The organism is Mycobacterium sp. 852002-30065_SCH5024008 (genome assembly GCF_001665645.1).
Lineage (GTDB): Bacteria > Actinomycetota > Actinomycetes > Mycobacteriales > Mycobacteriaceae > Mycobacterium > Mycobacterium paraffinicum.
The window spans coordinates 48,803-66,911 of record NZ_LZSZ01000097.1 but is presented as its reverse complement, the minus strand read 5'-3'; the positions used below and the strand labels follow the sequence as shown (position 1 = coordinate 66,911).

General features: G+C 67.2%; 18 protein-coding genes. 7 read left to right on the top strand and 11 right to left on the bottom strand.

From position 1 onward, the window contains the following. Window positions 1-85: 85 nt before the first annotated feature. The 3 genes from katG to A5781_RS13480 all read right to left on the bottom strand — a co-directional run bounded on the left by katG (window position 86) and on the right by A5781_RS13480 (window position 4,195). On the bottom strand, window positions 86-2,338 hold the full coding sequence (gene katG, locus A5781_RS13490) for a catalase/peroxidase HPI (RefSeq protein WP_067206466.1): 2,253 nt from the start codon (window positions 2,336-2,338) through the stop codon (window positions 86-88). 34 nt (window positions 2,339-2,372) lie between these two features. Next, complete coding sequence (locus A5781_RS13485; RefSeq protein ID WP_067206463.1) at window positions 2,373-2,813, bottom strand: Fur family transcriptional regulator; 441 nt, start codon at window positions 2,811-2,813, stop codon at window positions 2,373-2,375. A 95-nt stretch (window positions 2,814-2,908) separates the two neighbouring features. Then, complete coding sequence (locus tag A5781_RS13480; RefSeq protein WP_067206460.1) at window positions 2,909-4,195, bottom strand: Ig-like domain-containing protein; 1,287 nt, start codon at window positions 4,193-4,195, stop codon at window positions 2,909-2,911. A 131-nt stretch (window positions 4,196-4,326) separates the two neighbouring features. Between A5781_RS13480 and A5781_RS13475 the strand changes: the two genes are divergently transcribed. Beyond that, entirely contained in the window at window positions 4,327-5,145 is an 819-nt protein-coding gene (locus A5781_RS13475) for a hypothetical protein (RefSeq protein WP_067206456.1), read from the top strand. 59 nt (window positions 5,146-5,204) lie between these two features. Next, entirely contained in the window at window positions 5,205-6,710 is a 1,506-nt protein-coding gene (locus tag A5781_RS13470; RefSeq protein WP_067206453.1) for an FAD-dependent oxidoreductase, read from the top strand. A 76-nt stretch (window positions 6,711-6,786) separates the two neighbouring features. Here A5781_RS13470 and A5781_RS13465 read toward each other — a convergent pair whose 3' ends face one another. Next, window positions 6,787-7,830: a bifunctional 2-polyprenyl-6-hydroxyphenol methylase/3-demethylubiquinol 3-O-methyltransferase UbiG gene (locus A5781_RS13465; protein ID WP_067206450.1), complete on the bottom strand. Its 1,044-nt coding sequence runs from the start codon at window positions 7,828-7,830 to the stop codon at window positions 6,787-6,789. 56 nt (window positions 7,831-7,886) lie between these two features. Beyond that, window positions 7,887-9,059, bottom strand: a complete 1,173-nt coding sequence (locus tag A5781_RS13460; protein WP_067206447.1) for a glycosyltransferase — start codon at window positions 9,057-9,059, stop codon at window positions 7,887-7,889. A gap of 381 nt (window positions 9,060-9,440) precedes the next feature. Between A5781_RS13460 and A5781_RS13455 the strand changes: the two genes are divergently transcribed. From A5781_RS13455 to A5781_RS13440, 4 genes are all read left to right on the top strand, one after another. Beyond that, window positions 9,441-10,781: a PPE domain-containing protein gene (locus A5781_RS13455; RefSeq protein WP_067206444.1), complete on the top strand. Its 1,341-nt coding sequence runs from the start codon at window positions 9,441-9,443 to the stop codon at window positions 10,779-10,781. 267 nt (window positions 10,782-11,048) lie between these two features. Further along, on the top strand, window positions 11,049-11,825 hold the full coding sequence (locus tag A5781_RS13450) for a C39 family peptidase (protein ID WP_067206441.1): 777 nt from the start codon (window positions 11,049-11,051) through the stop codon (window positions 11,823-11,825). Window positions 11,826-12,056: 231 nt separating this feature from the next. Then, window positions 12,057-12,338, top strand: a complete 282-nt coding sequence (locus A5781_RS13445; RefSeq protein ID WP_231987364.1) for a DUF732 domain-containing protein — start codon at window positions 12,057-12,059, stop codon at window positions 12,336-12,338. Between the two features lie 131 nt (window positions 12,339-12,469). Continuing rightward, complete coding sequence (locus A5781_RS13440) at window positions 12,470-13,273, top strand: MOSC domain-containing protein (protein ID WP_369817723.1); 804 nt, start codon at window positions 12,470-12,472, stop codon at window positions 13,271-13,273. 4 nt (window positions 13,274-13,277) lie between these two features. On the opposite strand, the gene A5781_RS13435 is transcribed toward A5781_RS13440, so the two are convergent. The 6 genes from A5781_RS13435 to A5781_RS13410 form a co-directional block, all read right to left on the bottom strand. Next, window positions 13,278-14,546: a cytochrome P450 gene (locus A5781_RS13435; RefSeq protein WP_067206431.1), complete on the bottom strand. Its 1,269-nt coding sequence runs from the start codon at window positions 14,544-14,546 to the stop codon at window positions 13,278-13,280. Window positions 14,547-14,561: 15 nt separating this feature from the next. Continuing rightward, window positions 14,562-15,965: an NAD(P)/FAD-dependent oxidoreductase gene (locus tag A5781_RS13430; protein ID WP_067206428.1), complete on the bottom strand. Its 1,404-nt coding sequence runs from the start codon at window positions 15,963-15,965 to the stop codon at window positions 14,562-14,564. Next, window positions 15,962-16,177, bottom strand: a complete 216-nt coding sequence (locus tag A5781_RS13425) for a ferredoxin (protein WP_067206425.1) — start codon at window positions 16,175-16,177, stop codon at window positions 15,962-15,964. Before A5781_RS13425 ends, A5781_RS13430 begins: the two co-directional genes overlap by 4 nt. Window positions 16,178-16,286: 109 nt before the next feature. After that, window positions 16,287-16,538, bottom strand: coding sequence for a hypothetical protein (locus tag A5781_RS13420; RefSeq protein ID WP_067206422.1), 252 nt, complete (start codon window positions 16,536-16,538; stop codon window positions 16,287-16,289). A gap of 1 nt (window position 16,539) precedes the next feature. Then, on the bottom strand, window positions 16,540-16,785 hold the full coding sequence (locus A5781_RS13415; RefSeq protein WP_067206418.1) for a DUF6480 family protein: 246 nt from the start codon (window positions 16,783-16,785) through the stop codon (window positions 16,540-16,542). 240 nt (window positions 16,786-17,025) lie between these two features. Next, window positions 17,026-17,280, bottom strand: coding sequence for a hypothetical protein (locus tag A5781_RS13410; RefSeq protein ID WP_067206415.1), 255 nt, complete (start codon window positions 17,278-17,280; stop codon window positions 17,026-17,028). Between the two features lie 246 nt (window positions 17,281-17,526). Here A5781_RS13410 and A5781_RS13405 point away from each other — a divergent pair, with 246 nt between their 5' ends. Further along, the gene (locus A5781_RS13405) at window positions 17,527-18,084 is read left to right on the top strand and encodes a CsbD family protein (RefSeq protein ID WP_067206411.1); all 558 of its coding nucleotides are present in this window, start codon (window positions 17,527-17,529) and stop codon (window positions 18,082-18,084) included. Window positions 18,085-18,109: the final 25 nt, after the last annotated feature.

Sequence of the window (18,109 nt, the reverse complement as noted above, 5' to 3'; positions counted from 1 at the left end):
GTCGCGGGAACGATCGCGCTCGCTGACCTAAGGCACGGCGCCCCGCGAGCCCATGGCCCGCGGGGCGCCGCTTGGTATCCGGGTGTTACTTCAGATCGAACCGGTCGTTGTTCATGACCTTGACCCAGGCCGCGACGAAATCCTCCACGAACTTTCCGTGGCTGTCGTCCTGGGCGTAGACCTCGGCCAATCCGCGCAGCACCGAGTTCGCCCCGAACACAAGGTCATTCGCGGTCGCGGTCCACTTGATCGCGCCCGAGGCCCGGTCTCGGCCCTCGTAGACGTTTTCCGCGGTCTCCGACGGCTTCCACTCGGTACCCATGTCGAGCAGGTTGACGAAGAAGTCGTTGGTCAACGCGCCGGGCCGGTCGGTGAACACCCCGTGCTTGGTGCCGCCGTGATTGGCGCCGAGCGCACGCAGGCCGCCGACGAGCACCGTCGTCTCCGGGGCGGTCACACCGAGTAGGTATGCCCGCTCCATCAGCAGGTGCTCCAGGGGAGCCTTCTCCCCGGGCCGGATGTAGTTGCGGAAGCCGTCGGCCCGCGGTTCGAGCACCGCGAACGACTCCACATCCGTGTTCTCCTGGGAGGCGTCGGTGCGCCCCGGCGCGAAGTGCACCGAGATCTCGTAGCCGGCGTCCTTCGCCGCCTTCTCGACCGCCGCGGAGCCCGCCAGCACGATCAGGTCGGCCAGCGAAATCTTCTTGCCACCCTTGTCACCGGAAGAAGCCGAGCCGTTGAAGTCCCGCTGGATCTTCTCCAGCACGGGCAACACCTTGTCGAGCTCGGAGGGCTCGTTGCACTCCCAGTTCCGTTGCGGCTCCAGCCGCAGCCGCGCCCCGTTGGCGCCACCGCGCTTGTCGGTGTTGCGGTAGCTCCCGGCCGCCGACCAGGCCGCCTTGACCAGCTGGGGAACCGACAGGCCCGCCCCGAGGACCTTGCTCTTCAGCTCCGCGACGTCCTTTTCGTCGACCAGCTCGTGGTCGACGGCCGGAACCGGGTCCTGCCAGAGCTGCGGCTCGGGAATCCACGGCCCGAGGTAGCGGCTGATCGGTCCCATGTCGCGGTGCAGCAGCTTGTACCAGGCCTTGGCGAACGCCTCGGTCAGCTCCTCGGGGTGGTCCAGCCAGCGCCGCGTGATGTCGCGATAAATCGGGGACTCACGCATCGAGATGTCGGTGACCAGCATCGTCGGCGCCCGACCCGGCCCGCCGAACGGGTCGGGAATGGTCCCGGCACCGGCGCCGTCCTTGGCGACGAACTGCCAGGCATCGCCGGGGCTCTTGGTGAGCTCCCACTCGTAGCCGTACAGCGTCTCCAGGAAGGTGTTGTCCCACTGGGTCGGGGTCGGCGTCCAGACCACCTCCAGGCCGCTGGTGATGGCGTCCTTGCCAACGCCGGTGCCATACGAGCTCTTCCAGCCCAGCCCCTGCTGTTCGATCGGAGCGGCCTCGGGCTCGGGTCCGACCAGATCGCCACTGCCGGCGCCGTGCGTCTTGCCGAAGCTGTGCCCGCCGACGATGAGCGCGGCGGTCTCCTCGTCGTTCATCGCCATGCGGCCGAACGTCTCGCGGATGTCGATCGCCGCGGCGATGGGGTCCGGCTTGCCTTCGGGCCCTTCCGGATTGACGTAGATCAGACCCATCGTCGTGGCTCCGTAGGGCTCGGCGAGGTCGCGCTTGCCGGAGTACCGCTTGTCGGTGCCCAGCCAGGTGTCCTCCTCGCCCCAGAGGGTTTCCTCGGGCTCGAAGACGTCTTCGCGGCCGAACGCGAAGCCGAAGGTCTTGAATCCCATCGATTCCAGGGCGCAGTTACCGGCGAAGATGATCAGGTCCGCCCAGGAGATCTTGTTGCCGTACTTCTTCTTGACCGGCCACAGCAGCCGGCGGGCCTTGTCCAGGCTCACGTTGTCCGGCCAGCTGTTGAGCGGGGCGAACCGCTGCATGCCCTGGCCGCCGCCGCCCCTGCCGTCGAAGATGCGGTAGGTGCCGGCAGCGTGCCAGCTCATCCGGATGAACAGGCCGCCGTAGTGGCCGTAGTCGGCGGGCCACCAGTCCTGCGAGGTGGTCATCACCGAGATCACGTCGGCCTTGAGCGCGTTGACGTCGAGCTTGGCGAACTCGGCGGCGTAGTCGAAGTCGTCGCCCAGCGGGTTGGACCGGGGGTTGTGCGGCTGCAGCATCGACGGGTCGACCTGGTCGGGCCACCAGTCCCGGTTCGTCAGGGGCGCATTCGATTTCGGCTTGGGGGAGGCGATTGCGGGGTTTTCGCTTTCGCTGGTGCTAGCCGTCTTGCTGTCGTCATGGGGCGGCCGACCTTCGGAGATATCGGATGGCACAGCATTCCTTTCTTAGGGGTGATTGGGCTGCGGTCTAGGAACCTGCAGTCGAACAGTCGGGGCACACGCCCCAATAGATGACCTCGGCCTCGTCCAAGACGAAGCCATCCAGAACGTCGTTGTCGTCGGACGGTGTGAGGCAGGGCGCCTCGCCGACCGCACAGTCGATGTCGGCGATGACGCCGCAAGACCGGCACACGACGTGGTGGTGATTGTCGCCGACGCGCGACTCATAGCGGGCGACCGACCCGGAAGGCTGGATCCGGCGGACCAAACCCACCGTGCTCAGCGCGTTGAGGACGTCGTACACGGCCTGGCGGGAAACATCGGGCAGGCCTACGCGCACCGCCGAGAAGATCGTCTCGGTGTCCGAATGCGGGTGAGCGTCCACCGCCTCCAGCACGGCGACCCTGGGCCGGGTCACCCGGAGATCGGCCATCCGCAGTCGCTCCGCGTAATCGGCCGTCGAGGACACTGCACCAATATGACGCACTTATCTGGAACGAGTCAAGAGTTTACTGTGAAGTGGGGCACAACTCTCGGTGACGAATGAACTAAGTCACGCTGGTGTCAGGTCGGCTTCAGCGCGCTGCCTTTGCGCCAGTCGTCCCAGCTGACCGTCCAATCGCCGTTCTGCGCCAGTGTCAACGGCGGGCCGCCGCTGTTGCGGACCTCGACCACATCACCCGGCACGGAGAAGTCGTAGAACCATTTCGCGTTGTCCGCGTTGAGGTTCAGGCATCCGTGCGAGGTGTCCTGATGCCCCTGGGCCCACACCGTGGCGTCGAGCTCATGCAGATAGATGCCGTCGGTGCTGATCTTGGTGGCGTAGTTGATCGTTTCGCGGTAGCCCAGACGGGAGTTCTTGGGCAGCCCGAACGTCGAGGAGTCCATGACGACCGGGTTGCCTTTGTCGAGCACGGTGTAGACACCGGACGGCGTCCACAACGAAATCTTCTTGCCGCCGACGTCTTCAGTGCCCCCCATCCCCATCGAGGTGGGCATGGTGCGGACCAAGGCTCCGTTGTTGAAGACGCTGACCTGATGGGTGGCGTCGTCGGCGATCGAGACGTGCGCGTCGCCGATCCGGAAGGACACCTTGGTGTCATCCTGCCCGAACAGTCCGCCGCCCAAGCCAATTCCGTAGATCTTGGCCTCGGCGGTGACGGTCGTGCCCGGCGCGTAGTAGTGCTCCGGCCGCCAGTGGGCGGTTTGGTCGTCGACCCAGAACCACGACCCCTCCACCTTGGGATCGGTGGTCACCGCCAGATGCCGCTCGGCTTCGGCGCGGTCGGCGATCTGCTCGTCGAAGTGGGCCACGACCACCATTCCGACGCCGTAGGTCCCGCCGTCTTTCAGGGCGGCCTCCGACGTGGTGGTGAACGAGACCTTGGTCTGGTTGGACGGCTTCAGCGTCGAAAAGGACGAAACTTGCGTCGACGCAACGCCATTGGGGCCCCGGCTGGTGACCGTCAGGGTGTAGGTGCGGCCATAGCCCAGGGGGACGGTGGGCTTCCATACGGTGTTATCCGGTGTCGTGACGCCCTGCACTGACTTGCCGCTCTCGTTGACCATGCGGACATCGGTCAGCGTTCCCGCGTCGGCCTTGACCATCACGTGCGCGAGCGGGTCGACGTCGCGCGCATCGGGCCCCGGCGTGATCGTGATTTGCGCCGGCCCGGAGGTTTTCGGCGAGGAGCTGCGGTGACCGCAGCCACCACCGAAGCAGTCCAGCGATGCCGCGACGACGATGGCGCCCACCACCGCGACGACCACCAGCGCGGCAATCAGCAATCGGCGGGCCTTGCGATCCGCGAGGATCCGGTGGACGGACCGGTCACTCGTCTTGGACATCATTGAGCTGTCGGATCCTTGCGTTCTGTTGGTTGCCGGGTCGAATCGCTGCCCAGCAGGACGATGTTGTCCATCAGGTGCCACGGACGTGCGGTTTTTAAACCGACCGGCGCAACGGCGGGGATTATGGCGTCATGGCCGACGACGAACTCGACAGTCTGTACGCGGCGCCGCCGAAGGATTTCACGGCGCAGCGCACCAAGTTAGCCGCAGCGGCCAAGCGCCGGGGGGACGACGCCGGCGCCAAACGGATTTCCGCGGCCAACAAACCGACGTCCGCGGCATGGATCGTCAACCGGCTCGCGCTGCGCGACGCCGACACCAAACGGCGCCTGACCGACTTGGGTGACCGACTACGCGCCGCGCACGCCGCGATGGACGGCGCTCGTATCCGGGACTTGTCCGCCGAGCAGCACCAGCTCGTCGGCGAGCTCACTCGAGCCGCACTGCAGGCCGCCGACGTCAGCAACCCATCCTCGGCGGTGCGCGACGACATCACCAGCACGCTGCAAGCGGCCATCGCCGACCCCGAGGTGAGGGAGCGCCTCGGCCGGTTGGCCAGACCGGAGCAGTGGTCGGGTTTCGCCGACTTCGGCGCCGCGGCGCCCGTAACGGCTGCGCGGACAGGGAAGGCGAAGGAGCGGTCCGTGCCGTCGCGGCCACAACCGGCGAAGCAGCCCCCGCGCGCCGCGGCGGTGCAGCGCCGGCTCGAGAAGCTGACCGCGGCCGTGACAGCCGCCGAGCGCGAGCAGGCCGACGCCGAGGCCAGGCTCTCGGAGCGCCGGGCGGAGCGCACTGCGGCCCGGCAGCGCCGTGAAGAGGCGCTCGCGGCTGTGCGAACCGCCGAGCGCGAACTCGAACGCGCCGAAGCGCACTACGAGCGGGCCAAGCAAGCCAGCCGCGCCGCGGGAGAATCAGTCAAGGAGGCGAAAGCGCAGCTGAAGCGGGGCTGACAGCGTCCGTCAGCCCGCGGCGGTGTTTCCCTGAGTCCAGCCGGGGTATTAGGCCACGCGTGACGTCTTTATGGTTGGCCGATCGGGCCGAACAGCCTTGGGCCGCAAGCACGCTTGACGAGGGTTCCCGCCCGGCGGATGTCATCGTGGTCGGCGCCGGCATCACCGGGCTGATGACCGCGGTTCTGCTGGCTCGCGCCGGCAAGGACGTGCTGGTGCTCGAAGCGCGCACGGTGGGAGCCTGCGCCACCGGGAACACCACCGCGAAGATCAGCCTGCTGCAGAGCACCCACTTGTCGAAGATCCTGCCCAGGCATGGCAGGGAATTGGCCCGCGCCTACGTCGACGGGAATCGCGAAGGCCAGGACTGGGTGGTCGAATACTGCGAGTCGCACGGCATACCGGTGCAGCGCGAGGACGCCTACACCTATGCCCAGTCCGCCAAAGGGGTGCCGTCCGCGCGCCTGGAGCTGAAGGCCTGCCAGGCGGTGGGGTTGCCCGCCGTCTGGGACGACGACGCCGGCGTGCCGTTCCCGTATCACGGCGGGGTGCGGCTGCCCGACCAGGCGCAGTTCGATCCCATGCCGTTCCTGGACGCGCTGGCCACCGAGCTGCTCGACCGCGGCGGGCGGCTGGTCGAGCACACGCGAGTCCGGCGGGTGTCGAGCCGCGGCGAACGCGTGCGCGTGCACGTCAACGACGCCACCCAGCGCGACGTGGAGCTCCAAGCCGGGCAACTGGTCCTCGCCACCGGTATCCCGATCCTGGATCGCGGCGGATATTTCGCGCGCGTCAAGCCGAGCCGGTCCTACTGCATGGCGTTCAAGGTCCCCGGCAACATCACGCGACCGATGATGATCTCGACCGACTCGCCGACCCGCTCCGTGCGCTACGCGCCCGTCGCGGACGGGGAGCGGCTGATCGTGGGCGGGGCGGGCCACACCGTGGGGCGCAAGAAGAGCCCGTCGAAGGCGCTCGAGGAACTGGCGTCGTGGACCCGCAAGCACTATCCGGGTGCCGAGCAGACGCATTTCTGGTCGGCGCAGGATTACACGCCCATCGACAAGCTGCCCTACGTCGGGCCCATCCTGCCCCGGACCGAAACCATTTTCGTGGCAACGGGATTCAACAAGTGGGGCATGACGAACGGCGCCGCCGCAGCGTTGGCGCTGTCCAGCCGCATCCTGGGTGGGCGGATGGACTGGGCACGCGCGTTCGCCAGCTGGAGCCCGCACGAGTTGTCCGGCATCCCGACCGCAATGCAGGCCAACCTGGAGGTGGGCTTCGACCTGGCCAAGGGCTGGGTCACCCCGCTGCTGCGCACCGGTCGCCGCAGCCCCGGGGCAGACGAGGGCGGTGTGGTCAGCGGGCCGCCGTGGCGCCTGGAGGCACGCTGCCGTGTTAACGGCACCGAGCATCGGGTGTCGCCGGTGTGCCCCCACCTGGGGGGAATCGTGAACTGGAACGACGCCGACCAGGCGTGGGAATGCCCGCTGCACGGGTCGCGCTTCGCCCCGGACGGCACCCTGCTGGAGGGGCCGGCCACCCGCGATTTGACCGCGTGAATCCCGCACCGAACGTGCACTCAGCGCGAAAATTCCGCCAAATTCTCGCAGTACATACACGTTCGACGCGCTGGACTCAGTCCACCTTTCGGTAAACGAGCCAGTGCAACTCGATCGGCGAGTGGTCGCGGTCGACGTCGAACACGTCGAGGCCAGTGGCCCATCCCTCGAACCAGGCCGTGGGCGGCCAGGCACCCTCGGGCAGGTGGACCTTCTCGTATTCGTAGGCGGAGTCGTCGGCAACCAGCTCGACGGGTAGCCCGGCCGCCGCGGTCGTCATCTGGTCGCGCGTGTAGATCATGGTGTTGCACTGCTGACCGAGTTGTACCGCCGCGTCGTCGGGGACGTAGCCCTCGCGGGGCAAGAAGGCGTTGAACACCAAACGCCCGCCGGGAGCGAGGCATTCGGCGGCGAGCTCGAAGACACCCCGCAACTCGTGCGTCGTTCGGAAGTCGGGCACCACCTCGGAGAGGACCATCAGCTGGTATTTCTCCTGGACGGTTTCCATCGCGGTGAAGACATCGCTCTGAATCACGTGCACGCTCAGCGATTCGCTCTCTGCCTCCGAGCGCATGACGCCGGCGAGCTTCGCCGCCATCTCGACCGCGTCCACCGGGTGGCCGCGGCGGGCCAGGGGCAGGGCGTTGCGCCCGGTCCCCGCTCCGACATCGAGCACGCGGCAAGCCGTCGGGTCGGCCGCTTCGGCGGCCAGCGCCAACACCCGCGCATCGGGCTCGGTGCCGAACAGGGGCGGCGGACGGACCGCCACCCACTCGTCGTAATCGGCATCGAGTGTCCGCCATTCGGCTTTGGCACGGATGTTCACGCTTATCCCGAACGGCGCGTAAAACGAGATGACGATGTCCGAACGGGGAGAGGCCTTGAAACCCTTCGACAGCTCGGCCTCCAGCGTGGTCCTGAGCTCAGACGACTGTTCGGGCGTGTGCCAGACGCCCAGCGTGGCACAGAGGTTGCCGCATAACTGGACGTACTCGTCGAGCAGGCTCGGTACGGCCGGCACCCTGATGTGACCTTCGGCCGACGAACGGCGATACAACCGCCTGACCATCGCTTCGTAAAGCACGGACGGGTCGAAAGAGCCAGGGGGTGGTTCTTGCACCAGAACCTTCTACACGACCCGGCCGCTTTGCACCACTGATCGGACCTGCGCGTCGATCAGTCCGTGCGGGCAGCGTCTTCCACGAGGTCGGCGGCCCTGGCGACGCTTTCGGCGGGTTTGGTCATCTGGGCGGCGACCTCGCGGGCGCGAGTGACGTGGTCCCCGGCGAGTAGGGAGCTCAGATCCGCGACTAGTGAATCGTAGGTCGATTCCGAAAAGGGTCTGCCGATGCCCACTCCCAGCTGGGTTACCGCGGATGCCCAGATTGGCTGATCGAGCCAGAGCCAGAGCACCAACATGGGAACGCCGGCCCGCATGGCCGCGGCGGTAGTACCGGCGCCCCCATGGTGCACAATCACGCGGCATGCCGGAAAGATCGCCGCGTGGTTGACCGCATCTACGATCTCGGTATGGCCGGCCCGCGCGAGGTGGGTGAAATCGTTTGGGCCGCTGCAAATCAACGCCCGTTCGCCTAACTGCTCGCAGGCCCCGTTGATCACTGCGACCGTCTCGGGAGGCGATGTGACCGGCGTGCTGCCGAAGCCGAAGTAGATGGGCGGCGGTCCTTCGGCGATCCATGACAACACCTCGTTGTCGATATCGGTCGGCGTTTCCAGGGTCAGCGGCCCCACGAAAGGCCGTCGATGCCCTGATTCCGCCGATTCGTCCGCCAGCTCGGGCACACCGAGCGCGTCATAGGCCTGAATCTCCAACACTTGTCGGGTGGACGATCGGGCGGCTTCGGGTAAGCCAAGCGCCTCCCGTTGCGCGCCTTCGGCGACGTTCGTTATGTGCGCCTGGACTCCGCCGAGTTCCAGCGCCCGCGCGGGGAAAAAGTGCACCGCGGCGAACGGCATGCCGTAAAACTCCGCGACGTTGGCGGCAAGACGTTGCTCGTTCATGCCGGCGACCAGCAGGTCGGCACCCTCTGCCAGTGTCTTCAGCGCCGCGGTTTTCTCCGCCCACACCTCGGTGACCCGCTCGGCGACATGCGGTAGCGCGCTGATCGGATCCTGCACGCGGCGAACGAAATTCATGGCCGCATCTATCTGCTCTCGCGTGTCATGCCCGTAGGCGACGGCCTCAAGACCTGCGGATTCGACAAAGGGGAGCCTGTCGGGCGGTACCGCCATGCGCACGTCGTGACCCCGACGCGACAGCTCGCGGCCGAGGGCGGCGCAGGGTTCGACGTCGCCCCGACTCCCGTACGCTGCCAGCACAAATTTCATTCACTCCGACCTAACTCGCGGTGACGGTATCGATCCAAGCAGACCGGCCAGGTCGGGCCGCCGGACCCGGACCCCGCCGGTGCCGGGCGACTCAGGCGTGGCGCGTCCGGTGCGGTTGACGGGTTTCGCCGCCACACGGAGGTAACTTATCGGTGCTCTGGGACACCCCAACGTCGTAGAAGTCCTGGTCACCGCCCATGCTCGAGCGTCTGCCGCGAAGGCTCCGCGGCTAGGGGGCAGGGCTCGGTCAACCGTCATCGCGGTACCTGTACTACTTAAAAGGATCGAGATTTGTTTGCTGTCCGTTGGGCAATCCCACTACGGCCAGCAACGATCCGTTAACACTGTGGCCACCGTTGAACCGCCCGGAGGAGACGACTCATGGATTTCGCAGCACTACCTCCGGAAATCAACTCCGGGCGGATGTATACCGGGCCGGGGGCGGCGCCGATGCTGGCCGCCGCGATGGCCTGGGACGCGCTCGCCGTCGCGTTGCATTCCGCGGCGGACTCGTATCAGGCGGAGGTCACGGCGTTGACGGGCGGGCCCTGGCTGGGGCCATCGGCGGCGGCGATGTCCGCCGCGGCCGCCCAGTACGTGGCCTGGACACGGACCGCCGCCGCGCAGGCTGAACAGACCGCCGGCCAGGCCAAAGCCGCGGCCGCCGCCTACGAAGCGGCGTTCGCGGAATCGGTACCGCCGCCCGTCATCGCGGCCAACCGCAGCCTGCTGATGTCCCTGATCGCGACGAACATCTTGGGACAGAATACGCCGGCGATCGCCACCACCGAGGCGCAGTACTCGGAGATGTGGGCCCAAGATGCCGGGGCCATGTACGGCTACGCGGCGTCGGCGGCTGCGGCGGCGAGGCTGACACCGTTCGCCTCGCCGCAAGAGAGCACTGATTCGGGCGGGTCGGTGCGGCAAGCGGCCGCCCTCAACCAGGCCGCCGGCACCTCGGCCGGAAAGGTGCAGAGCGCCCTCTCGCCGACCCAGCAGGCCTTCAACGCGACGCCCGACGCGCTGCTCAACCTTGCAAGCCCCCTGGACTTTGGCTTCGGTGGACGCGACCTGCTGGGCCTGGCCGCCGACCTGAGTGCGGTGTTCGTCGACCCAGAAGTCGGGACGGCGGGGCTCGCCGCCGCCGTAGTAGCGCTGCCCTACGACGTTTCCGGCGCCCTGACCGGTTTCCACACCGATGACATCGTCAGCGGCTGGGCAGGGGTCCAGTCCTGGCCCGGGTTTGCGCCCGTGCCCCCCACGCCCTTCCCCGTGATCACCAATCTCGCGGGCGGGTCGGCCGCAACGGCGAGCCTGGGCCAGGCGAACATGGTCGGCGGTTTGTCGGTGCCCCCGGGCTGGGCGGCGGCCGCCCCCGCGGTACGGCCCGCCGCCCTGGCCTTGCCCTCCACCACCGTCGGCGCCGCCGCGCAGGCCTCGTCCAGCAGCTCCGGAAGCCTGTTCGGGGAAATGGCCGCGGCGAGCATGGCCGGGCGCGCCATGGCCGGTACGACAGGCGCGGGTGTCGCGGGTCGTGCCGAACGACTCAGGGCCGCAACGCAAAAGGCGACGCAGGATGGCACGGCGGCACCGCAGGTTCCGGCGGGCGGCCCGATCACCAGCATCGCCGCAGAGCTGCGCGAGCTGGCATCCCTGCGCGACGCGGGAATCATCACGGAGGACGAATTCAACGAGCAAAAGCAACGCCTGCTCCCACACTGATAGTCAAAAAGGGCGATAGGTGATCGCGTTGCGTTCACTGCCGCCTGCAGACAGACGTCCAATATCGACAGATGTCACGGGCAATTGTTTCGCATGCTTTTTGTATGTTGAGGCGTCATTTCGCGGTTCATATCGGCCGAAACCTTTGAATTATTGAGCACGTAAGCGCCGCGTCACCGGCGCGGCATTATTCGCCTATAAGGGCGCGCCGAAGTGTTACCGTTTGCACGCTCCCAAGCTTTTCTTCGTCGAACTTCGCGAGCGCTCATGTTCACTTTCACGACGGCGTCCACGGCCCGCACCGCGGTGGTCGCCGCGTGCGTCGGCGTGGCCGGTGTGTTCCTGGTTTCATCGTGCCGCCCTGCGCCGCCCTCGACGCCGCGAGCGAACGCGTCGTCGGCCATCGTCAGCAGCGCCCCCAGCAATCCCACGCCGACGCAGCCGGCCGGCGCACAGCCGTCGATCGAAGACGGCACCTACGGTGATCCCGCCGCGGCCGCAAAGTATTGGCAGCCACAGTCGCTGGAGGACAACTGCGGGCTGATGTCGGTGGCCGACGTGGTCGGCGAGATCACCGGCCAGGCACCGACGGAACAGCAGATGATCAAGCTGGCGGAGTCGACGCCCTCACAGACCAATCCGGGCCCCATTTACGCACCGCGCGACGACCCGAGCCATAGCAACGGCGACGGCGGCATCGAAATGGCCGATGCGGTAGTGCTACTCGACCACTACGGCATCAAGTCGGAGATGACCTACGTGGCGCATCCGGATCAGACCGGTCTACCCGCACTGAAGCGGTACCTCGCCGGCAATCGCAAGGTGATCGCCTGGGTCAACTCCGCCGTCATCTGGAACACCAGCGACCAGCGGACCAAGGCCGATCACTTCCTGGTCGTCACCGGTATCGACACCAATAGGGAGATCATCCACCTCAACGACCCGGGCGCCGATCACCCCGACGAACAGGTCACCATTCCAACCTTCGTGACCGGCTGGCAAACCGGACAGGAATCGATTGTCGTCACCGCGGCTCCTGGCTGAGCGCCGGCTTTCGGGCAGGCGTGCCGGCCGTGCTTGTGCGCTCGATACTCACGCTCAGGTCCCGCAAATGTGGTCCCCGCCGCCGGTTACGCACTGGCCGCAGCAATTTTCTTAGTTTTAATATTCGCGGCATCGCTCACTCATATACTGACCCCACCTCGACACCGACAAAGAAAAGAAGGGCACGAAATGCTTGCACCGCGTTGGCTGGCCAAACTGACAATTCCCGTCATGGTTGGCGCTGCCCTCACCGCAACCACCGCCATTGCTTCGGCCGACAGCACGGACGACGCATACCTCGCGAAGCTGCACAACCTCGGATTCACCTGGTCGTCGGGAAGTGACTCCGACATGATCGCGATGGGGCACGCAGTCTGCGCCGACCGGATGGCCGGCAAAACACCGGATGCGATCGCGGCCGATTTGCATTCCAGCATGAGTTCGAAGGGCTTCTCGTTCTCGGACATGACCGGCTGGGTCAGCGCGGCGGAGTCGACCTACTGCCCGGGCTGATCGCTTCCTGACCCACCACCGGTTTTAGCGCCCCTCCCGCATACGCTGAGCGGGATAGTTGGTGCGGTCTCGCCGAGTGGGGATGGGCAGTGGAGGATTCGACGGCCTTTTCAGGTTTCGCCGCGGTGGACATGCAGGTGCACAGCCTGCTCCGCTACCCCGTGAAGTCGATGCTCGGAGAATCCGTGCCCAGCATGTTCGTCGACGAGCACGGCGCCGAAGGCGACCGGCGGCTGGCGTTGCTCGACGCCGCCACCGGGCATGTCGCCAGTGCCAAGAACGCCCGGTTGTGGCGCGGCCTGCTGAAGTGCACCGCGAATGCAGACGCCGGTCGGGTGAACATCGCGCTGCCCGACGGCACCAGTGTGACGGTCGACGACCCGGGCATCGACGACCTGCTTTCGCGGCTGATGGGTCGACCGGTTCGCCTGATCGCCCAGCGCCCCGAGGGCGCCACGCTGGTGCGTCCGGACCCGGAGAAGTTGCTCGAGCTGGGCTTGGACGCCGAGGTCAGCGGCCGCATTCTCGAGATCGCAAAGGCGACCCCGGGCGACGCGTTCACCGACGAGGCCCCGCTGCACGCGATCACCACCGCCACGCTCGAGCACATCGGCGTCGAGGCACTGCGGTACCGGCCCAACCTGGTGATCACGACGCCGCCGGACTACCCGCCCTACGCCGAAAACGATTGGGTTGGCTCGGAAATCGCCGTCGGCGACGCGCGGCTGCGGGTCCTGACCGCCACATCACGGTGCGTCGTGCCGACGCTCGAACACGGCCCACTGCCGCGCGCGCCGCAGGCGCTCCGCACACCGGCAGCCGAAAACCGCTGGGACACAGGCGGTCACGGCGCTCAGCCGTGCGCGGGTGCTTATCTCGCGGTGTTGGCGCAGGGCGTCATCCGCGTGGGTGACCGCGTCACGATCGGCCGGTAAGGGTCTAATCGGCGATCGCCGCGAAGTCAACCCAGAGATGACGCGGCCCGCGGAACACTTGATTGTGGCGATACGGCGGCGGGTCGACCACCAATTCCGGAGAATCGACGCGCCGTAGAAACGTCTCGAGCGCCAGGTTGACCTCCAGGCGCGCCAGCGGCCCGCCCATGCAGGTGTGGATGCCACTGCCCCAACCGAAGTGCTCGTTGTCTTCGCGGAGCGGGTCGAAGCGATCCGGACTGTCGAACCGACGCGGATCCCGATTGGCCGCCGCGTAGATGAGGTGCACCGCCGACCCCGCGGGGATCACCGTCCCGCCGACCTCGATGTCAGCGGTGGCGCTGCGGCTCGGGAAGAATTGCACCGCCGACTGCAGCCGCTGCACTTCTTCGATCGTGCGCGGGATCAGCTCCGGGCGGTCGCGCACCAGATCCCACGAGCCGGGATTGCGCAGCAGGGTCATCACGCAGTTGGTGATGGTGTTGACCGTGGAGTCGTGGCCCGCGATCAGCAGGAGCATGGCGTTGGACGTCGCCTCCCTGACCGACATGGGACCGTCGGGTCCGTTGTCGTGCAGCAGCTTGGACAGCAGGCCGTCACCGGGGGCCTTCGCGTACCTCTTCACCAAGCCGCCCAGATAGTCCAGCAACGCCGCGGTGCTGACACGGCCCTTCTCAGCCAGGGCGCGCCCCTTGTCGGTGTCGCCCTCGGGACCCATGTCGGCGCCCATCATGAAGTCGAAGATCCACGCATGGAACATCGGCTCGTCTTCGACCGGCACGCCGAGGATCTTGCAGATGACGGCCACGGGGATCGGGTAGGCGAAGTCCTCGACAACGTCCAGCCGGGTGCCGCCGCGGGCTTTCACCTTGTCGAGCAGGTCGCCGGCCAGCCGCACGACGAACGGTTCCATGCTCGGGATCAGGCCGGGGGAGTGCGGCGGGCCGAAGTGGCGCATCACTTGACGGCGTGCCCGGTCGTGGTCGGGCGGGTCGGAGACGATGATGCTGGCCTCGCGCCCGTAGGCCTGCATGTGCTCGCCACCGGGTTCGGGCTCGCTTTTGTCGCCGCCGACGCCGGCCGGGCTGCGGCTGATGTCGGAGCTGATCCGCGGGTCGTGGGCCAAGGCGAGCAGCTCCTGATAGCCGGTGACGACGTAGGTCTTGTCGGCGACCTTGGCCACCGGTGTCCTGCGCAGCTCCTCGAAATAAGGGTAGGGGTTCGGGCGGTTCCCGAACTTCATCGCTTCGGCCCAGGCGGTTGCGGCGTCCATCGTCGTCTCCTACCGTCAGCGGACCCGGGGCCGGAATTCGGCACCACGCGAGGTCGGGTCGTGTCCGGTCAGCACCACGTCGGGCATGGCGGTCGGTTCGCGGGGATCGGGGAACCGGGCCGGCATCGGCTCGAAGATGACCGGACGGTCGTATCCCGGCGGGGGCGGCGGGAAGGGCGCCGACCGCTCGATGAGCGAGGCGTAGTACGGCAACCATTTGCCATGGTTGAACGTCACCGCCCCCACGATTCGACCCCGGTAGCCGTAGGCGGCCGCGAAGCGGCGTTCCGTGATCGAACCCTGGGTGAAGACGATCTCGTCGCCGAACGAGCACACTCCGACGCTTTTGATGTTGACGCCGAACTGGCCGGACCAGAACGACGGCAGCGGCAGGTGCGGCCGGCGCCCCAGCTCCAGGCTGATCATATTGTTCGCCGCCACCTCGGCGCCGAAAACTGCGTTGTCCCAATGCTCTTGGGACATGAACTGGTACTCGTAGAGGACATGCGGCGCGCGCGCGACGTCTCCGGCGACGAAGATGTTGTCGGTCACCACACCGTTGATGTCGAACGCGCGGCAGCCGGCGTCGCACGCCACTCCCCAAAAGCCACTCGCCAGCTGTGCGCCGTCGAGCCATTCCACGTTGCGGATCGATCCCAGCGAGGCGACCACCACGTCGACGTCCAGCAGGGTGCCGTCCGAGAGGCGGGCGGCACAAACGCGGCCGTCGGCGTCGCCGTCGAGGCCGTCGACCGCCACACCCGTGCGCAGGTCGACACCGGCCTCGATCTGCATTCGTGCGGCGATATCGCCGATCACGCCGCCGAGCGCGCCGGCGAGCGGCGCCTTGCCGCGCTCGGCGACCGTCACCGGCAGGTCGAGGTCCCGGCAGACCGACGCGATCTCTGAACCCACGAAACCGGACCCGACGACGAGGACCCGGCGGGGTCGGTCCTTCAGCGCGGCGGCCAACCTTGCCGCATCATCGCGGGTGCGCACGGTGAACAAACCGGTCAGGGCGGCCTCCTCCGGGTTGAACCATGGCCGGGCCCTGGTCCCGGTGGCGATCAGCAGCCGGTCGTAGTCGACCTTCTCGCCGTTGGCCAGCAACACTTGACGGTTGGACCGGTCCAATCCCACCGCCGCGACGCCTAACCGCCAGTCCGCGTCGACGGTTCTCAGGCGGGGCAGCTTCGTGTGGTCGGCGGGCACCCAACCCTTCAATACCTGCTTGGACAGGGGCGGGCGGTCGTAGGGCTCATGCGGCTCGTCACCGATGATGGTGAGCGGGCCTCGAAACCCTTTCTGCCGCAACGTTTCGGCCGCACGCAGGCCGGCCAGTGAGGCGCCGACGATAACGATTCGGCCATCGGACTTGAACGAATCGACGAGCTGGCTGACGAGGGAAGCGGTGCTCACCGGGCGTCCCGGTCAGCGGGCGGATCCACTTCGAGGATGATCGCCTGCACCGGGCAGGAGGCCGCCGCGCGCAGCACGCGCAGGCGCTGGGAGTCGTTCGGGTTGGGGTCGTAGGCCAGCGCTTCCTCGCCGACGAGCTGCAGGACGTCGGGGGCCAGGGGGACACACTGCGCGTATCCCTGGCACTTGTTGAGATCGACGACCAGCCGCATGATCCGACCTTCCGCCCGTCGGCTACTAGCCCCCTTCCGGGCAGACTACTTCGCTGCGGCCTTCGGCTGCGGAGTTCGCGGAGATTTCCTGCAGCGGTCGCAGCGAGTGTCAGGCACCCAAATTGCGGAGCGCAGTGTCGAGCTCCTCGGCCTGTTCGGCCAGCTCGCGTTCCGACAGCTGCGCGCCCCCGGCCCGGTCCAGCACCTCTTGGCGCGTCGCGATCTGTAGGGCGCCACGGTAATCCGGCGCATCCAACTCCGCCGGCGAGGCCACGTCTATGCGGCCCTCGATCGCGACCAGCGCGGCTTGCTCATCTTGGCAGTCGAGTAGCCGCCGGACATCGTCAGCGGTGACGGTCATCTTAAGACGCCCCAACCATTTTCATGACGAGCAGCACCGCTACCGCGAGGAAGACGACGACGAAGACGCAAACGGCGATCACCGTGAGTACGGAACTGGGGGTGAATCGCCCGGTGTGCGGCGGTTGGTGCTCACCCAGGCCCGCTGTTTGCGGCGCCGCAGGGGGAGTGGATCCCGGTGGGACGCCGCCACCGGCCTCGAGCCCCGGCGTTTGTACCGGGTCGGGATTAGGGGGCTGTGCTGTCATCGCTGACGCCCGTCCTTTCCTGGGCTTTCGGTGTCGCTCACCCGGCTTTCATGCCGGGTCGCATCGCCACCCGGACGCAGTCGTCCGTGTTCTCGAACAACTCACGCCGCTCCGTTGGGACGTTGCATTCCCGCCCAGAACGCGCCCAAACGGAATGCTGCGATTACTGGGCAATCAGCGGCGCCCGCCGTGCGATCGCGTCGCGTATGAGCAGCATCCGGGCGGTTGGAAGCCGAGTACCTAGGATTCCGAGTGCGGAGTGGGACTTTGCACGGATTCCCACTTCGACTCCAGCGACCTCGTCACCGTGGTGCCGGCGGGCAGGTCGAGCTGAAAGGTCTCCCCGTCGTCGCCCTGGAAGGTGACGGTGTAACCGGCGTCGGTGGAGTCTTTGAACACCACCTTGTAGGGCTGTTCGCCCGAGCCACGGTCGACGGCGATGAAGTCGCCAGGGGTGACGTCGTCGATGAGGTCGTTACCGGAGGCTTTCGACATACGGTCGACCGTAGTCGATCGGCCACCCGCGCCTGTACCGCGATGAGTGTCGCCCATCCGCGACAACCGCACCAGACTCGAATTTTGTTGCAGCGCTGGCGAATTCATTAACACCCGGGCCGCCCATCCGGCTCCACGCGTGGGTGACGCAGGTCACATGCGGGTTTGATCGGCGTCATCGGTGGAATCACTTGGCGTGACACGAACGCACGCAATTCTTGGCTAAAGGCCGCAAGGAGATTTTCGATGAGCGAGCAGAACAAAGCCGACGAAGCGCGCAGGGGCCTGATCGATTCGGTCAAAGGCAAAGCCAAAGAGGTCGTCGGGGCCGTTACCGGCAACGAGTCGCTGACTGCCGAGGGGCAACTCGAGCAGACCCAGGCGCACGAGCGCAAGGAAGCGAACGCGATGGAGGCCGTCGCCGAGGCGCAGGCCAAGCAGGCGCAGGACGCCGCGGCCGAGGCCAAGGTACAGGGCGCCCAAGAGCGCGTCGCGGCAAACGCACAAGCGGTCGCCGCCGAGGAATCGATCGAAGCCCAGGCGGCGGCTCAGAAGCGGGCCGCCGAGCAGGCCGCGCGGCAGCGGGCGACCGCCGAGACGACCCAGGCCGAGCTGGACGCGCAGCGGGAAGCGCAGCGAGCGAAGGCCGAAGAGCGCGCCGAGATCCGTGAAGCGTCGGAGGACATCATCGACGCCGTCGCCGAGCACCAGACGTCGGTCCAGGTGGCGCGCAACGAAGAGTCGGAGGCCGACCGCCTGCGACGTCAAGCCCAGAACGTGACCGACGAAGCCGACCTGCCCTGACGGCGGGCCACACACAGGAGAAGTT